This window comes from Rhizobium sp. YS-1r, from assembly GCF_000757525.1.
GTDB classification, from domain to species: Bacteria; Pseudomonadota; Alphaproteobacteria; order Rhizobiales; family Rhizobiaceae; genus Neorhizobium; species Neorhizobium petrolearium.
This window is the reverse complement of record NZ_JPYQ01000001.1, coordinates 10,839-26,896: the sequence shown is the minus strand read 5'-3', so window position 1 is coordinate 26,896 and position 16,058 is coordinate 10,839. Positions and strand designations below refer to the sequence as shown.

16 protein-coding genes are annotated in these 16,058 nt (G+C 60.8%); 14 read left to right on the top strand and 2 right to left on the bottom strand.

Features of this window, described 5'->3' with window-relative positions:
• Positions 1-61: 61 nt before the first annotated feature.
• Entirely contained in the window at positions 62-1,090 is a 1,029-nt protein-coding gene (locus tag JL39_RS00130) for a substrate-binding domain-containing protein (RefSeq protein ID WP_037144995.1), read from the bottom strand.
• 171 nt (positions 1,091-1,261) lie between these two features.
• Here JL39_RS00130 and JL39_RS00125 point away from each other — a divergent pair, with 171 nt between their 5' ends.
• The 5 genes from JL39_RS00125 to JL39_RS00105 all read left to right on the top strand — a co-directional run bounded on the left by JL39_RS00125 (position 1,262) and on the right by JL39_RS00105 (position 5,603).
• Positions 1,262-2,392: an aryl-sulfate sulfotransferase gene (locus tag JL39_RS00125; RefSeq protein WP_052182550.1), complete on the top strand. Its 1,131-nt coding sequence runs from the start codon at positions 1,262-1,264 to the stop codon at positions 2,390-2,392.
• Positions 2,393-2,461: 69 nt separating this feature from the next.
• Entirely contained in the window at positions 2,462-3,289 is an 828-nt protein-coding gene (locus JL39_RS00120) for an ABC transporter permease (RefSeq protein WP_081952623.1), read from the top strand.
• Between the two features lie 18 nt (positions 3,290-3,307).
• Complete coding sequence (locus tag JL39_RS00115; protein WP_200883894.1) at positions 3,308-4,114, top strand: ABC transporter ATP-binding protein; 807 nt, start codon at positions 3,308-3,310, stop codon at positions 4,112-4,114.
• 46 nt (positions 4,115-4,160) lie between these two features.
• The gene (locus JL39_RS00110; RefSeq protein WP_052182547.1) at positions 4,161-5,141 is read left to right on the top strand and encodes an ABC transporter substrate-binding protein; all 981 of its coding nucleotides are present in this window, start codon (positions 4,161-4,163) and stop codon (positions 5,139-5,141) included.
• A gap of 258 nt (positions 5,142-5,399) precedes the next feature.
• Positions 5,400-5,603 (top strand): cold-shock protein, encoded by a 204-nt coding sequence (locus tag JL39_RS00105; protein ID WP_037145908.1) that lies wholly within the window; start codon positions 5,400-5,402, stop codon positions 5,601-5,603.
• A 230-nt stretch (positions 5,604-5,833) separates the two neighbouring features.
• Here the strand turns inward: JL39_RS00105 and JL39_RS00100 are convergent, their stop codons facing one another.
• Entirely contained in the window at positions 5,834-7,315 is a 1,482-nt protein-coding gene (locus tag JL39_RS00100; protein WP_081952622.1) for an FAD-dependent oxidoreductase, read from the bottom strand.
• A 140-nt stretch (positions 7,316-7,455) separates the two neighbouring features.
• On the opposite strand from JL39_RS00100, the gene leuC reads away from it, so the two are divergent.
• The 9 genes from leuC to JL39_RS00055 all read left to right on the top strand — a co-directional run bounded on the left by leuC (position 7,456) and on the right by JL39_RS00055 (position 16,033).
• Positions 7,456-8,892 carry a 3-isopropylmalate dehydratase large subunit gene (gene leuC / locus JL39_RS00095; RefSeq protein WP_227705614.1) on the top strand — a complete coding sequence of 479 codons (1,437 nt, stop codon included), beginning with the start codon at positions 7,456-7,458 and terminating at the stop codon, positions 8,890-8,892.
• A 15-nt stretch (positions 8,893-8,907) separates the two neighbouring features.
• Complete coding sequence (gene leuD, locus JL39_RS00090; protein ID WP_037144993.1) at positions 8,908-9,543, top strand: 3-isopropylmalate dehydratase small subunit; 636 nt, start codon at positions 8,908-8,910, stop codon at positions 9,541-9,543.
• A gap of 2 nt (positions 9,544-9,545) precedes the next feature.
• On the top strand, positions 9,546-10,517 hold the full coding sequence (locus JL39_RS00085; protein ID WP_037144990.1) for a nitronate monooxygenase: 972 nt from the start codon (positions 9,546-9,548) through the stop codon (positions 10,515-10,517).
• Positions 10,518-10,601: 84 nt separating this feature from the next.
• Entirely contained in the window at positions 10,602-11,447 is an 846-nt protein-coding gene (locus JL39_RS00080) for a GntR family transcriptional regulator (RefSeq protein WP_037144988.1), read from the top strand.
• Positions 11,444-12,667 carry an ABC transporter substrate-binding protein gene (locus JL39_RS00075; RefSeq protein WP_037144985.1) on the top strand — a complete coding sequence of 408 codons (1,224 nt, stop codon included), beginning with the start codon at positions 11,444-11,446 and terminating at the stop codon, positions 12,665-12,667. Before JL39_RS00080 ends, JL39_RS00075 begins: the two co-directional genes overlap by 4 nt.
• Positions 12,668-12,743: 76 nt before the next feature.
• Positions 12,744-13,616 (top strand): branched-chain amino acid ABC transporter permease, encoded by an 873-nt coding sequence (locus tag JL39_RS00070; RefSeq protein ID WP_037144974.1) that lies wholly within the window; start codon positions 12,744-12,746, stop codon positions 13,614-13,616.
• Positions 13,613-14,581 carry a branched-chain amino acid ABC transporter permease gene (locus JL39_RS00065; protein ID WP_037144972.1) on the top strand — a complete coding sequence of 323 codons (969 nt, stop codon included), beginning with the start codon at positions 13,613-13,615 and terminating at the stop codon, positions 14,579-14,581. The genes JL39_RS00070 and JL39_RS00065 overlap by 4 nt, the downstream gene beginning before the upstream one ends.
• A complete protein-coding gene (locus JL39_RS00060) occupies positions 14,581-15,342 on the top strand; it encodes an ABC transporter ATP-binding protein (RefSeq protein WP_037144970.1) in 762 nt (253 codons plus the stop codon). The genes JL39_RS00065 and JL39_RS00060 overlap by 1 nt, the downstream gene beginning before the upstream one ends.
• On the top strand, positions 15,335-16,033 hold the full coding sequence (locus JL39_RS00055; RefSeq protein WP_037144968.1) for an ABC transporter ATP-binding protein: 699 nt from the start codon (positions 15,335-15,337) through the stop codon (positions 16,031-16,033). The genes JL39_RS00060 and JL39_RS00055 overlap by 8 nt, the downstream gene beginning before the upstream one ends.
• Positions 16,034-16,058 lie beyond the last annotated feature (25 nt).

Genomic DNA, 16,058 nt, shown 5'->3' with positions numbered 1-16,058 from the left:
CGGGTCCGCCACGACTTACATACGAAGAATTGACCGTCATAACAGGGAAGCAAAAAGCCTTTTAGTTGCCTAAGTGCGACGACTCTCTGACGATCAAGGCGGGCGTCGGGGCGGAGATTTCGAGCGGGGCGTCTGCGCCATCGATTTCCTGAAACAGGCGTGTCAGTGCCAGGCGCGCGATATCGTCGAGAAACAGGTTGAAGGCCGTAAGCTTCGGCGTGCTCTCTCTGGCGCGCAATCCGTCATAGCGCGTGACAACCCGGACATCCTGCGGAATGCGCCGACCTTTTTCCTTCAAAGCCTGAACCACGCCGGTCGCGAAAGTATCGATCGGGACAAGGATCGCATCTATCTGCGGGTTCTGCTCCAGAAGCTCGCACGCGGCCCTGTATCCAGCTGCCTCCCCTTCGATTTCACTCAAGCGACGTATGACGGGCGCCATACTGTTGCGCGTGGCAAAGTCGAGATAGGCGACTTCCACGTCGCGGTAGGATGCTCTTGCGGTCTTGCCGACGAAAAGCGCCATTTGCCGTGCCCCGGTGGAGGCAAAATGGGCAAGTGCCTGCTCAGCGATCAGGGTAGCGTTTAGTGCCACATGGGGAATTCTGGTTTCCTTGTGGAGCCCAACCCGGCCAATCGTCACAAGCGGCATTCCGCGCCGGATAAGATCGGCGACATGCGGGTCGTCCGACGACGGCTCTATGAACAAGACCCCGTCCGCTTCCAGATTGAGAAATCCCGGATGATCCACGGCAACCGGCGGCACCAGAACCAGCGACATCTGCCGCTCCAGTGCTGCAATGGCTGCGGAAGCGGCAATCTCCATCATGAAGCCGAGCCTGGAAGGCCCGGCGGACACCGCGAACGGCATGGAGGAGAGGACGGCGACGGTGGTTGCCTTCCCGGTCCTCAGGCGCCGGGCGCCGAGGTTCGGCACATAACCCAGTTCGGCAATAGCTTTGTCGATCCGTATTTTCGTCTCGGCATCGACATAGCGGGCGGCATTGACGCAATTGGAGACCGTTGCGGGTGACACGCCGGCGCGCTTTGCCACGTCGATCAAGGTCACACGCGGCTGGGTTTTCTTCATATTGCCGTCTCCGCAATCATCTTTCGCCCATAATGTAGGCAATATGCTCAAACGTGCACCAAATAGGCATTTTTTGCACGGATTGTCTTGACTCGTTGAATAGTAAAACGTTTTAATGGCCACATCAAAGCTGAAATTTGATAGTAAAACGTTTTAATGCGGGAGACTGAAATGCTCGACAGACAGCAGGGCGCAGCAGCAAACGATCAGGTCACCATCCGCCGTCGGGCAACGGGGTTGACGCTGCATGACCGGTCACGTTCTGCCGGTGGCTATACGCTGTTTGCGCCTCAGACCGCTGCCGGTGCCGTTTATCTCGTCGACATTGACGGCGACATTGCCCACCAATGGACCATGCCTGTCAGAGCCGGGCGTGATGCCGTCATTCTTGCGAACGGCAACCTGGGCTATAACGGCAGCCATGCAACGTCGCTGGAGCTTTATCCGGCCTGGAACCTCTGGCACGGCGGCGATTTCTACGAGGCAACGCCAGACGGAGAGATCGTCTGGCGTCACGAGGACCCGCGCCATCATCATGATGCGCAATGGCTTCCAAACGGTAACCTGCTCTACACCGCAGCAGAAGCCATGCCCGCGCACCTCGCCGCCCGCGTCATTGGTGGTGATGAGCGAAAGGATGGCGCGGATGGCGTGATCCAGAGCGACGTGGTGACGGAGGTCAATCGCAAGGGTGAAGTCGTCTGGGAATGGAAGGCCTGGGAACATCTCGATCCCGCGGACTTTCCCGTCCACACCATTTTCGACCGCAGGCATTGGCCAATGATCAATGGATTGTCTGTGACGCGGGACGGTCTTGTTCTGATGAGTCTGCGCGTGACGTCGGGCGTTATCGCAGTAGAAAAGGCCACCGGCAAAGTTGTCTGGCACGTGGGGCCCGACGTCGTGGCACAGCAGCATACGCCGGTGGAGACGAACACCGGCAACATTCTTGTCTTTGACAATGGTAACCTTCGCAAGGGAGTGACCTCCCCACATTCCCGCGCGCTGGAATTCGAACCGGCGACGGGCAAGCTTGTCTGGCAGTATGCAGACCGGTGCGCGCCCTGCTTCTTCTCTCCTTATATGGGCGGTGCAGAGCGGCTGGAAAACGGCAATACCTTCATCTGCGAATCCGCCTTTGGCCGCCTGTTCGAGGTTACGCCGCAGGGAGAAACGGTTTGGGAATATGTCATCCCCTTCTTCGCGCCGTATCCGAAGGACGTGGGCCCCTACATTACCGGCGAGCACAACAGCGTCTTTCGCGCACACCGCTATCCGGCCAGTGCCATTTCCTGGCTTTAGCTGAACGGCAAGACACCGAAGCCATCACGGCCCCATCTCCCCTCCACCACAGCGAAAGGCAAAAAAAACATGACCGACAGGTCTTCTGGTTCAAGCTTGGTGGTGGTGGCAGGCAAGCTGGCGGCATGGGCGGGCTTTGGGCGCGCAGTCGCGGCGGGGAGCGTAGCACCGTTTGCATCCTTTGCCATGGCACTTCTCGCCTGGACACTGGTGGCAGGCTCGGGGGTGTTCCCGGAAACCATCTTTCCAGATCCGGTTGCCGTCTATCAAGCCGCATTGGAGATGACCGAGAGCGGCGTGCTCTGGTCCGATATCGGCGTCTCCATGAGCCGGGCAGCGATCGGCTTCCTGATCGGCGCCTCTTTGGGTGTGGCCGTTGGCCTTCTGACCGGCCGCGTCCGCATCGTTCGAATGCTTCTCAACCCGTTTATGACGCTTCTCAGGCCAATCCCTGCCATTGCGCTGGTTCCGGTTGCCATTGTCTGGTTCGGCATTGGAGAGGGGTCGAAATACTTCGTCATCTCCTACACGGTGTTTCTTGCCGTGTGGTTCAACACGCATCATGGCATGGAATATATCCCTGAGGTCTATGTGCGTGCATCGCGCTCGCTCGGTGCTTCGCGGGTCCGCGAGTTCTTCCTCGTGATCATTCCGGCTGCCGCGCCGCACATCCTTGCGGGGATCCGCCTCGGTGTCGCCCTCGCATTTCTCAGCCTCGTTGCAGCCGAACTATCCGGCGCCTCGTCCGGTCTGGGATACCGCCTGCAGGAAGCGCGCCAGTACATCCGCACGGACCGGATGTTCGCATTGTTGATCATTCTGGGCGCCATTGGAACCCTCATCGACTCCGTTGCCCACTGGATTGGCCGAAGGCTTGTCCACTGGGAACAAAGCTGAACGGAAGGAAACCTGTTCATGTCCATGCCACACCACGCACCGTCAGGCGAAGGTCGGGTCGAGATTGATCACGTCAGCATCACCTTTTCATCGCGCAAGGCGACCTCGCTTGCGCTGGCCGAAACCAGACTGACACTTGCACCCGGCACGTTCACCGCTTTGATTGGTCCCTCCGGTTGCGGAAAATCCACGCTCCTGAATGCCGTTGCCGGATTTGTCGAGCCGAGCGGAGGTCAGATCCGCATCGATGGCCAGCCCATTGAAGGTCCGAGCCGTCAGGTGGGCGTGGTCTTCCAGCAGTATGCTCTGTTTCCGTGGTTTACAGCCTTGGGGAACGTCAAGTTCGGGCTTGCGCGCTTCAACCTACCAAAAGCCGAGCTTCACCGTCGTGCCATGGCAGCGCTGGCGGAAGTCGGTCTTGAGGGGCAGGCCGACAAATATCCGGGACAACTGTCCGGCGGCATGAAGCAGCGGGTTGGAATTGCCCGCACACTGGCTTTTGAGCCCCGCGTATTGCTGATGGATGAGCCCTTTGGAGCACTGGATGCCCAGACGCGGCGCGTCATGCACGAACTTCTGCTGCGCCTCTGGCAAAAGCATCGCATGACGGTGCTGTTTGTGACCCACGACGTGGATGAGGCGCTGCTGCTGGCCGATCAGGTGCATGTGATGTCGCCAACGCCCGGGCGGATCATACGCTCCTACACGCTAGACATGCCGCGCCCGCGAGCGCTCTCGCGCGACAACGTCGACCTTCTTGATATGCGCGAAAACATCATCGCGCTTTTGAAGCCGCAGGTCGAAGAAAGTGGTGCTCTCGCATGACCAAGGCCTACCCCAACACATAAATCGAAAGAGGAGAACGAACCAGATGATAAAACGCCTTTCCCCCAAAACCGCGATTGCCGCCTTGACCCTCTCCGTGATGGGCTTTGCCTTTCCGGCCGCTGCCGAAACCGTTACCTTTGCCTGGAGCCCTAATCCCCAGACCCCTCAGGTCGATGTCGCCCTGGCCAAGGGCTACTTCAAGCAGGCTGGGCTCGACGTCAACATCGTGTCCTTTCCCAGCGGGCGCGAAGGGTTCGAAGCGCTGATCGGAAACCAGGTCGATTTCAGCTTCATGGCGGAGTTTCCGGCCGTAACCGGTGCTTTACGCGGGCAGACATTTGGTGTCGTCGCGGATCTGGCGCGCTATGAGGGCACGCGCATCATCGGATCGGCAAAGTTCAAGGAACTGAAGTCCCCGGCCGATCTTGCCGGTCTGAAAATCGGTACCACGCTTGGCACAAATGTGGACTATTATCTGAGCCATGTGCTGACGACGGCCGGCGTCAAGGCTGAGATCATCAATGCCGCGCCCTCGGACCTCATCCCGTCCCTTGTGCGCGGTGATGTCGAGGCCGCCGTGACCTTCCCGACCTTCTACGAAATGGGCAAAAAAACCCTCGGCGACAACTACCGGGAATTGCGCGTAGGCGGCTATCAGCCGCATTTCATCATCGCTGCATCGCAAGCGACCCTGGACAAGAAGCCGGCGACGATCCAGGCGTTTCTCGGCGCGCTTGCCAAGGCGGAAGCCGATGTGAAGGCTGATCCCGATGCGGCCATGGACGCGGTTCTGGCAAACCTCAAGGGAGCGACGAACAAGGACGCGCTGAAGGCGATGTGGGCCGACACCCAGTTCCGCATGATCCTGAACAAGGACCTGCTCGACCTCATGGTATCGCAGGGTAACTGGATCATCACCAAGGGCGTCGTGAAGGCTGACGCGCCGACGGCTACCAGCATGCGCCCATATCTGGTGGACGGTCCGCTGAAGGCAATCGATCCGGCGCGCGTAAACCTGCCTTGAACCCACCGTCGCGCCGGGATCAAGAAACGAAGAGGACACGAGCAGCGGCGGCCTCTTCAATTCAAAGCCGATACGGCGTTTTGCGTATTCCGCCTGTGGACGTGTTGAACGTAATCGGACCGTCGTCTTAGTCATCATGAAGACAATGAAGCACGGCCTTCAGCCTGCATCTTCCCGCGTGGCTACGGAGCAAACATGCCTTGCTGGGCGCCTGTCCGATCGCTAATGATTACGGCGCTTCCAATCAAAGAGGATAAGATGGCAACTGGTACCGTAAAGTTTTTCGCTCAGGACAAAGGCTTCGGCTTCATCACCCCGGACAGCGGCGGTACGGATGTATTCGTCCATATCTCGGCTGTCGGCTTCGGAGCTTCCCTGACCGACGGTCAGAAGGTCAGCTACGACGTGGGCCAAGATCGGAAGACCGGCAAGTCCAAGGCTGAGAACGTAAAGGTCCTCTAAAATCAAATCCCTGATCTCGTCGAAACGATGAGATCAGGGCTGATAATCGCCTTTCGCTCTTGAGGGGAACAGAACCAACGACGCCTTACCCAGAGGGGTTAAGTGCTTGATAGGACGGGCTTTGGGGGATAACGCCGATTTATGAAACTTGGTTGGGTGTAAAATGTGTACCGGCGCTATATCTCATCGCCGGTCGGTAATGGTGACATAACGCTTGCCGGAATCACACCTCACAGCCTTTCGCTGGCATGGCCCTCGGTCAACGTCGAACGGTCAGTCGCGGATGAGAGTAACTGCTGTTCGGCGATTAATCCGCTCGTAGCGGCGGCAGCGGCTTGCCGGCCAGCGATGAGGCCAAGTCCGATCGCCGTCAACAGTCCGTTTCCGGACAGATAACCGGACGCCTCATTGCCCGAAACGCCGCAAGCAGCGCCGCCTGCGGCATAAAGATTGGGCATCGGCCTGCCACTTTCACCGATCACGCGCGCGGACGTATCGACGACGAGGCCACCTTGCGTATGGAATAGGGCCCCGGTAACCTTCACGGCGCAATAGGGAGCCTGGAGCTCCGGCACATCTCTGAAGGAACGGCCGAAGGGGTCCGAGGCGCCGCCTTTCGCGTAGGACCGAACGTTTTCGAAGTTCGCCACAAGCACGTCGGCCGGCACGTTCATCAGAGTAGCAAGCGCCGGAATGGTATCCGCCGTCAGGACAGCGTCCATGCCTTCCGCGCGGCGAAAATCCTCGAACTGTCGGGTGATGCCTGCGATACGACTGTCGAACACCGACCAGGCGATCTGTTCGGGCTGGCGCAGCACCTCGGCTGCCTGTTCCGAATAGCCCTTCGCCTCGTTGCTGAAGCGCTCGCCCTCGACATTCACCTGAAAACCGCCTTCGGTGATCGTCGCCCAGGAAATCAGGATACCGGCCGGATGCGCAACCGAGCCGTGACCCTGATGACCGTTCAGATGCCGGCTCTTTGCACCCAGCGCCTCACCCCAGATCAGCGCATCGCCCTGATTTCCAGGATGGCCGAAATAAAGAGCGTCGGCCAGCGAGGTGATGTGCTTTGCCGCCAGCTCCTTGTTGCCGCCATAACCGTTGCACGCAAGCACGAGGGTGTCGCAGCCGACCTCTTCGGAACTGCCGTCCGGACGCTCGAAACGCAGGCCAAACACCCTGCTCTCCTTATCGGCGAAAAGCTCCGTGACATGAGCGTTACAGAGAACCGGAATCCCTGCATTCTCGACGGCTTCGCGTAGCGCATCGATCAGTTCCTCGCCGGAACGCGTTGGCAAACCATGCATGCGCCGCGCCGAATGACCAGGATAGGAGAAATCCGCAACGACCGAGAATTTCAGCCCGTATGTATCCGCTAGCCATTCCAGCGCCGGCCCTGTCGTGCGGGTGACAAGATCGACAATCTCGGCATCCGGTTCGTCATGCGCCTTCTTCATCACGTCGCGCGCAAAACTGTTTGCATCGTCGGAGATGCCAGCTTCGGCCTGCCATCGGGTCGCAGCGGCCGGCACCAGGCCAGCGGAAAGGGCGGTAGAACCGCGCGGCAGAGGATCGCGTTCGAGGACCAGAACCTCGGCACCTGCTTCATGCGCGGCAAGCGCGGCCACCATGCCAGCCGCACCTCCGCCGATGATCACTACCGGCACGGAATAATCGAACTCCCGGCTCTCTATCCGCGTCACCTTGGCCATTCTCGTCTCTCCGTTCCCGCATTGCAGACAGCTATCTGTCATTTTTGGAGGACAATAATCTGTATTATTTTTAAAACAACATTTGATTTTCGCGATCGCCCGTGCCTAGATTTGGAAAAAGGGAACGGAAGGAGGGCATCGTGCCAGGCATCGATGCTGGAGGCGGCAAAACGCTTTTCGACAAGGTTTTCGACGCGCATGTGGTCGTCAGGCGCGAGGACGGCCAATGTCTTCTGTGGATCGACCGGCACTTCCTGCATGAAGGCTCGTTCCACGCGTTCAACAAGCTGAAGGACCGTGATGCGGAGGTCACTCGTCCGGACCTGACCTTCGGCATCGAGGACCATTATGTCCCAACCCGCACTCGGGATCTAAGCAAGATCGATCCGGCTATCCGGGGCATGATCGAGCAGCTGCGCGGCAATAGCGAACGCCATGGGTTGCGCCTCTTCGATCTCGACGACCCCGGACAGGGCATCGTGCATGTTGTCGGCCCGGAACAGGGGCTTACCTTGCCAGGCCTCACCATGGTCTGCGGCGATAGCCACACCGCTACCCACGGCGCTTTCGGGGCCATCGCCTTCGGCATCGGCGCTTCGGAAGTCGCGCATGTGCTGATGACACAAACACTCTGGCAGAAGAAGCCGAAGCGGATGCGCGTGACCGTCGATGGCACGTTGGCGCCGGGTGTCACGGCCAAGGATATCGCACTGTCGATCATCGCCAAGATCGGCGCGGACGGCGCGGCCGGTCATGCGATCGAATATGCTGGCTCGGCGATCCGTGGTCTTTCCATGGAAGGCCGATTGACGCTCTGCAATCTTTCCATCGAGGCCGGTGGCCGTTGCGGTATGGTCGCCCCCGACCAGACGACCGTCGACTATCTTCGCGGCCGGCCATTTGCACCACAGGGCGAGGCTTTCGAGGCCGCTGGGAAGGATTGGCTGGCGTTGGCCAGCGATCCGGATGCCGTTTTCGACCGCGAAGTCCTGTTTGATGCCACCGAGATCGCCCCCGTCGTCACCTGGGGCATCACGCCGGAAGATGCATCGCCTATTACCGCAACCGTGCCGGACCCGGAACAGATTGCCGATCCTGCCCGCGCCGCGCAGGTTCGCGATGCGCTGGATTACATGGACATCAGGCCCGGCCAGAGCCTCACTGATATTCGTATCGACCGGGTTTTCATCGGCTCCTGCACCAACAGCCGCATCGAGGATATCCGCGCAGCCGCCGCAATTCTCGCCGGCCGCAAAGCCAAGGTACCGGGCCTTGTTTCGCCGGGTTCGATGCTGGTGAAGAAGCAAGCCGAAGAAGAAGGATTGGACCGCATTATCCGCGACGCCGGCCTGGAATGGGTTGATGCGGGCTGTTCCATGTGCGTGGGCATGAATGGCGATCTCGTGCCGCCCGGCGAACGCTGCGCCTCCACCACCAACCGCAATTTCCGCGGCCGGCAGGGGCCGGGCTCGCGCACGCACCTCATGTCACCGGCCATGGTCGCGGCTGCCGCAGTCACCGGTCACCTGACAGACATGCGCCAGTTGATGCGCGAACCGGTTTCGGCCGGAAACTGAGGGGGAGGGAGCGCCATGAAGCCGTTCAAGACTCTGGATGCCATCGCCTGCCCCCTGCCCCAATCGAATGTCGATACCGACCAGTTGATCCCGGCCCGTTTCATGAAACGCTCGCGCGCCGATGGCTATGGCGGCTTCCTGCTCTATGACCTGCGTTTCGACGAGAACGGCGAGCCGAAGACCGATTGCCCGCTCAACGATACCATTCGTCAAGGAGCGCAGATCCTAGTCAGCCGCCGCAATTTCGGCAGCGGTTCCTCCCGCGAAGCTGCCGTTTATGCGCTGGTGGATTATGGGGTCAGCTGCGTCATCGCCCCGTCCTACGGTGACATCTTCGCCTCCAACGCGGTCAATAACGGTCTTCTGCCAGCGGTGGTCAGCGAAGAGGATTGCGAGGCGCTGCTGGCCGGCCTGCAGGATGGTGCCGACACGGCGACCGTCGATCTCGAAGCGCTGACGATCCGTTGTGCCAATCTCGTCGTGCCTTTTACCGTCGATCCGGTCTGGCGCACCAAGCTCCTGAACGGCTGGGACGATATCGACCTGACCCGCAGCCATTCCGAAGCAATCGCCGCCTTTGCCGCCGCGGACCGCGAGAGGCGACCCTGGATGCAGCCGAACCGGCCGACCACCGCGAAACCGGAGGCCTGATCGTGACGCTCGCCTTCTCGCCCGGTCGCATCGGTTCCCTGACATTGGCAAATCGCATCGTCATGCCGCCGATGCAGCGGTACGAAGGCACGGCGGAAGGCTTCGCGACCGATTATCACGTCAACCATTATGCGCGCCGCGCCCGCGGCGGTGTCGGCCTGGTCATCCTGGAATCGACGGCGATTTCGCCGGAGGGCCGGCTGATGGGCGACGATATCGGCATTTTCTCCCAAGCCCACGCGCTTGCTCTTTCAAAGATCGCAGCGGCGGTAAAGGCGGAGGGCGCCCCGGCGCTGGTGCAACTCAGCCATGGCGGTCGCAAGTCCCGGCCCTATGGCGGCGGGCCGCTGCTGGCACCGAGCGCGGTCGCCTATGACGAGCGCTACGGCATGCCGCAGGCGATGACGGAAGCCGACATCGAAAAACTGATCGCCGACTTTCGCATCGCCGCACGTCGAGCCATCGACAGCGGCTTTGCAGGTGTCGAGTTGCATGCCGCACACGGCTATCTTCTACACCAGTTCCTGTCGCCGCTCAGCAATCGCCGTGACGACGAATACGGCGGAGATGAAGACCGCCGCGCTGTACTGCCTGCCCGCATCATCCGTGCCGTCCGGGACGAACTCGGGCCGCAACCGGTCGTCACCATGCGCATCAGCGCCAGCGACAATGCAGACAGTGGCCTGACGCCCGAGATGGCGGCACGGGCGCTGTCTTACCTTGCCGGCCACGGGCTCGATGCCGTGCATGTTTCCGCCGGCGGCCTTGTGCCACCGGCTGCGCAGACAATGCCACTGGTCGAATCCCTCGCCTGCGCCGAGATCATCCGCAGCGCTCTTTCCATTCCGGTGATCGCTGTGGGAGGCATCAACAACCTAGCCGACGTCGAGGCCATCCTGTCGACCGGCAAGGCCGATTTCGTCGCGATCGGCCGGCCCCTGCTAATATATCCGGATCTCAGCCGCATTCTTTAATGAAGACGGTTGACACGGCATCAAATCTGTATTGTCTATAAGACAACTAAATGTCTTATAAAAAAGACAATCGGGAACGCTACAATGTCTTCGACCATGGAACCTCTGAAGGCGAGACGACTCTACCTCTTGCTGCGGGAACAAATCCTGCGCGGAGAAGTGGCGATCGACGAGCGCCTGCCGAGCGAGCCGGCGCTGGCGCAGGAACATGGTGTTTCACGCGTCACCGTGCGGCGCGCGCTCGACAAGCTCGCCAGCGACGGCATGATCGAACGGCGGCCAGGGTCCGGCACCTTCGTCAGCGGGGGCAAGACCAGCATGCCGGTCGTCGCAGACTTCTCGAACGTGCTAACCCACCTCGTCGAAATGGGCCGCAAGACGGGCGTACGGCTGATTTCGTTTGCCTATGTCAACGCGACGCCGGCTATGGCGGAAGAGCTACGGCTCGATCCCGGCGAACGGCTGCAGCGGTCCGTTCGTGTCCGCCTCATCGATGGCCAGCCGTTTTCCTATCTCGTCACCCACGTGCCGGAGCGGATCGGCATGTCCTATTCGGAAGCCGATCTCGCCTCGACGCCACTGCTGGAACTGCTGGAACGCTCCGGCCTCGTCGCCGAGCGGGCGACACAGGTGATCGGCGCGACGCTGGCCGGGCCGGAAGCGGCCGGCGCGCTTGACCTCGATATCGGCGCGGCACTTCTGTCGATGACGCGTGTCGTCTTCGAGCCTTCCGGCCGCGGCATCGAGCACCTTCAGGCGCTCTACCGGCCGGATCGCTACTCTTTCCATATGGATCTCGAACGCACCGGAGCCGATGGCGCCCGGCGCTGGACACCTGCCGATGCCGTGCGCGCATCGGAACAGAACAACGAAAACAAGAAGAATACCCGCACCAAGCGGCCGCCCCCTCAGAGGAGAACAAAACCATGAAATTTATCGATACGACATTGAACCGCAGAACAGCCCTGAAGGGTGGCGCAGCCGCCCTCGCAACCATGGCCGCCCCGGCAATCGTCCGTGGTGCCGAACCCTCACCGATAAAGGTCGGCATTCTGCAGCCGGTCACCGGTGCATTGGCTCAGGATGGTGAATACGGCCGCATGGGCGCCGAACTCGCCATCGAGGACATCAACAAGGCCGGCGGTATCAAGTCGCTCGGCGGCGCCAAGATCGAAATGGTCTTCGGTGATGCGCGCTCCACGCCGGAAGCCGGCACGCAGGAAGTCGAGCGCATGCAGGAAGCCGGCGTTTCGGCGATAATCGGCGGTTTCGCCAGTCCGATCTGCCTTGCCGGTTCGCAGGCTGCTGCTCGCTACGACCTGCCCTATATCGTCGATGTCGGCGTGACCGATCAGATCATCCAGCGCGGCCTGAAGAACACGTTCCGCTTCGCACCGGGCTTCTCGCTTTGCACGGGCGCCGCGATCCAGAACCTCGTCAAGATCAACGAGGCTTCCGGCAAGGCAGCCAAGACCGTCGCCCTCGTGCACGAAGACGGCCTGTTCGGCTCGGGTCTCGCCAAGCTGATGGCTGCCGAACTGCCGAAATACGGTTTCGAAATCCTCGAACTGATCGCTGTTCCGACCCCTTCGCGCGATCTTTCCAACGTCGTCCTGCGCCTGCGTTCGCTCAACCCCGATCTCGTCATCCCGAGCACCTATTATGGTGAGACCGTGCTTCTGGCCCGCACCATGCAACAGCAGCGCGTTCGCCCGAAGGGAGTCTACAGCGTGCTGAACGGCGCGGCCTCCAACCGCCGCTTCGTCAAGGAGTTCCCGGAAGCAGCCGAAAACGTCATGGACTGCAACCACTGGCACGACCCGCGCAACGAAAAGGCCGTCGCACTGCAGAAGCGTGTGGAAGCCGCCGGCAAGATCTACAACTACAACGTCCCGCTCAACTATTCATGCGTCGGCCTCCTTGCCGATGCGATCGAGCGTGCCGCTTCGGGCGACCGCAAGAAGATCATCGAGGCACTCGGCACCTCGACCTTTGCCGGCCACCTGATGCCTTACGGCGCAACCAAGTTCGAAAACGGCCAGAACATGGGCGCAGCTCCGGTTTCGACCCAGGTTCAGGGCGGTGACATCAAGGTCGTCTTCCCGGAAACCTTCGCGAACGCCAAGCCGAAGTTCCCGGCCAACGGCTGATCGCCATCCAGTCGATGCCCGGGCCTGCCGTTACGCGGGCGCGGGCGATTGCCGGCCGAATGACGCGGGATAGAGCATGTTTTCTCCTACCATCATCATCGAAGCGATGATCAACGGGCTTTTGACCGGCGCGATCTATGCGCTGGTCGCCCTTGGTCTGACACTGGTCTACGGTGTGCTTCACATCATCAATTTTGCGCATGGAGCAACGCTCGCGGCTGCCATGTTCGCCGTCTGGGGCCTGAATGCCGCTTTCGGAATCGATACATACTGGGCGATCCCGATCGTCACGCCCGCATTCTTCGTTCTTGGTTATGTGGTGCAGCGCTTCGTTATCGGCCCGGCAGCGCATGGTGACGATGGCAATATCCTGCTCATCACGCTTGGCATTTCCATCCTGATCGAAAACGCGTTGCTGGCCGGATTTGGCTCGGATACCCGCTCGATCCCCTCGGATTTCTCGTTTGCGATCGTCGAGGCCGGCCCGTTTCTACTGTCGAGTGCCCGCCTCGTCGGTGCAGCCGGTTCGCTGGTGGTGGCAATCCTGTTCTGGCTGCTGATGAGCCGCACGGACACCGGCAAGGCAATCCGCGCCGTGGCGCGTGAAAAGCTCGGCGCCAATCTCGTCGGCATCAATGTAGGGCATATCTACGCCATCACCTTCGGATTGGGCTGCGCGGCGCTCGCCGTTGCGGCAAGCCTGCTGATGCCGACCTTCTACGTTAATCCGCGCATCGGCGGCGCTTTCGTCAACATCGCCTTCACCGTCGTGGTACTCGGCGGCATGGGCTCCATTCCAGGCGCCATGGCCGGCGGCCTGATCATCGGCATGGTGGAGAGTGTGAGCGGCTTGCTGCTCGGGGAAAGCCTCGGTCAGATCGGCATCTTCATCATCTTCATTCTGGTCCTGCTCCTGCGTCCGACCGGCCTGTTCGGAGCCAAAGCATGATCGGACGCGGTTATCTTCCCATCATCCTGGTCACCCTGCTTATCGCGGCAACCCCGCTGGTGATCTCGTCGAATTCGTTCTTCAACTTCACCGTTCTGGTACTGATTATCGCGCTTGCCGCGCAGGGCTGGAACCTGCTCGGCGGCATCGGCGGACAGACCTCCTTCGGTCATTCGATGTTCTTCGGCATCGGCGCTTATACCGCCTCGATGCTCCAGACTCATCTCGGCGTGAATGCCTGGCTCTCGCTGGTCGCAGCGATTGCCGCCGGCGCGCTGGCTGGCCTGATCGTCGGTTTCCTTAGTTTCCGTGCAGGCCTTCGCGGATCATATTTCGCACTGGTGACGCTCGCATTCGCAGAACTGCTGCGCGTGCTCGCCAATGCCTCGGAACTGACGGGTGGAGCGGCCGGCCTGCTGCTGAAGCTCGATCTGGGCTTCGCCAACATGCAGTTCTCCAGCCGCCCGACCTTCATGCTGCTGGCGCTCGCCTTCGTGCTCGCCAGTCTCGTCATCACCCAGAAGATCGTCAATTCCCGCTTCGGCGCACATCTCGTCGCCGTACGCGAGAACGAGGACGCGGCCAAGGCGCTCGGCGTCGATGTGCTGACCGTCAAACTGAAGGCCATCAGCCTTTCCGGCGCCATGACGGCGGCGGCCGGCGTGCTCTACGTCCAATATTTTCTTTATATCGACGCCGGTATCGCCTTCGGTATTTGGATTTCGATCGAGGCGTTGCTTGCACCGATGGTCGGCGGCCGCGGGATGGTGCTTGGGCCTCTGATTGGCGCCTTCACGCTGCACGGCCTTGGCGAAATCACTAAGAGCTTTGCGGGCCGCGTACCCGGCATAGACCTGATCGTCTTCGCCATCGTGCTGATCGTCGTGATTGCCTTTGCCTCCAGCGGTATCCTCGGCCTTCTCAAGAAACTGGCCGACCGCTTTTCCTCGAAGGGAGGTGCGTGATGCTTAAGGTTGAGAACGCCACCATGCGTTTCGGCGGCCTCATCGCCGTCAACAATGCCTCGCTGGACGTCAGAGAAGGCTCGATCACCGGTCTGATCGGCCCGAACGGCGCCGGCAAGACCACCCTGTTTGCCATCATCGCCGGCTTCCTGAAGCCGACGGAAGGCGCGATCTCGCTTTACGGCAAGGACATCACCACCGAGCAACCCCACAGGCGCGCCATCTCCGGTATTGCCCGCACATTCCAGATCGTGCAGCCCTTTGCGGGTCTCAACGTGCATGAAAACATCACTGTTGGCGCTTATCTTCGGCATGCAAAGCCTTCCGATGCCGTCGAAAAAGCCCGTGAAGTCGCCCGCCAGGTCGGCCTTGAAAAGGACCTGGAAAAATCCGCCGCGAGCCTGACGGTCGCCGGTCGTAAGCGGCTGGAGTTGGCGCGTGCGCTCGCCACCGAACCGAAGATCCTGCTGCTTGATGAAGTGCTCGCGGGTCTCAACCCTTCGGAAATCCGCGACATCATCCCGGTCATCCGCACGATCCGTAGTAGCGGTGTCACCATCCTGATGATCGAACACGTGATGCAGGCGGTGATGAACCTGTGCGAACACGTCTACGTGCTGGCCCAGGGCAAGATGATCGCGGAGGGCACGCCGACGGTGGTCTGCAACGACCAAGCCGTGATCGAGGCCTACCTTGGCAAGGGTTCCGCAGAGCGGATTGCACGCCAGAGCGCAGAGAATACGGGAGGCCCGAATGCTTGAAGTCAAAGGCCTTCGCGCCGGCTATGGCGCCGTCGAGGTGCTGCGCGGCATCGACATTTCCGTCAGCAAAGGTGAGATCGTTGCGGTCCTAGGTGCCAACGGCGTCGGCAAGACGACGCTGAACAAGGCGCTGTCTGGCGTCCTGCCGGTAACGGCAGGACGCATTGTCTTCGACGGTGTCCCCCTCAGTGGCTCGTCGACGGCTGCAGTTGATGCGGGCCTGATCCATGTGCCGGAAGGCCGCAAGATCTTCCCAAACATGACCGTGCTCGAAAATATCGAGCTCGGCAGCTATCGCCGCGGCAAGAAGAACCGCACCCGCAATCTGGAAAACGTCTTCGCCACCTTCCCGCGCCTCAAGGAGCGCACGGGCCAGGCAGCCGGCACGCTTTCCGGAGGCGAGCAGCAGATGCTGGCAATCGGTCGCGGCATGATGGCCGAACCGAAACTTCTGATCCTCGACGAACCCTCGCTCGGCCTTTCGCCGCTGCTGGTCGAGGAGATGTTCAACCTCGTGCGCCGGCTGAACCAGGACGGCCTGCCGGTCATGCTGGTGGAGCAGAACGTCGTTCAGTCGCTGGAGATCGCCTCACGCGCCTACATCGTCGAGAACGGCACGATCACAATGTCCGGCACGGCGGCGGAAATTTCCGCCAATCCGGAACTGAAGCGGGCCTATCTCGGGCTTTAGCCCGGGTTAGAATGAGGAGGACACG

What these genes read in the sequence shown, in the direction of transcription:
- JL39_RS00130 (WP_037144995.1), bottom strand. Translation starts at nt 1,090, where the DNA reads ATGAAGAAAACCCAGCCGCGTGTGACCTTGATCGACGTGGCAAAGCGC.
- JL39_RS00125 (WP_052182550.1), top strand. Translation starts at nt 1,262, where the DNA reads ATGCTCGACAGACAGCAGGGCGCAGCAGCAAACGATCAGGTCACCATC.
- JL39_RS00120 (WP_081952623.1), top strand. Translation starts at nt 2,462, where the DNA reads ATGACCGACAGGTCTTCTGGTTCAAGCTTGGTGGTGGTGGCAGGCAAG.
- JL39_RS00115 (WP_200883894.1), top strand. Translation starts at nt 3,308, where the DNA reads ATGTCCATGCCACACCACGCACCGTCAGGCGAAGGTCGGGTCGAGATT.
- JL39_RS00110 (WP_052182547.1), top strand. Translation starts at nt 4,161, where the DNA reads ATGATAAAACGCCTTTCCCCCAAAACCGCGATTGCCGCCTTGACCCTC.
- JL39_RS00105 (WP_037145908.1), top strand. Translation starts at nt 5,400, where the DNA reads ATGGCAACTGGTACCGTAAAGTTTTTCGCTCAGGACAAAGGCTTCGGC.
- JL39_RS00100 (WP_081952622.1), bottom strand. Translation starts at nt 7,315, where the DNA reads ATGGCCAAGGTGACGCGGATAGAGAGCCGGGAGTTCGATTATTCCGTG.
- leuD (WP_037144993.1), top strand. Translation starts at nt 8,908, where the DNA reads ATGAAGCCGTTCAAGACTCTGGATGCCATCGCCTGCCCCCTGCCCCAA.
- JL39_RS00080 (WP_037144988.1), top strand. Translation starts at nt 10,602, where the DNA reads ATGTCTTCGACCATGGAACCTCTGAAGGCGAGACGACTCTACCTCTTG.
- JL39_RS00075 (WP_037144985.1), top strand. Translation starts at nt 11,444, where the DNA reads ATGAAATTTATCGATACGACATTGAACCGCAGAACAGCCCTGAAGGGT.
- JL39_RS00070 (WP_037144974.1), top strand. Translation starts at nt 12,744, where the DNA reads ATGTTTTCTCCTACCATCATCATCGAAGCGATGATCAACGGGCTTTTG.
- JL39_RS00065 (WP_037144972.1), top strand. Translation starts at nt 13,613, where the DNA reads ATGATCGGACGCGGTTATCTTCCCATCATCCTGGTCACCCTGCTTATC.
- JL39_RS00060 (WP_037144970.1), top strand. Translation starts at nt 14,581, where the DNA reads ATGCTTAAGGTTGAGAACGCCACCATGCGTTTCGGCGGCCTCATCGCC.
- JL39_RS00055 (WP_037144968.1), top strand. Translation starts at nt 15,335, where the DNA reads ATGCTTGAAGTCAAAGGCCTTCGCGCCGGCTATGGCGCCGTCGAGGTG.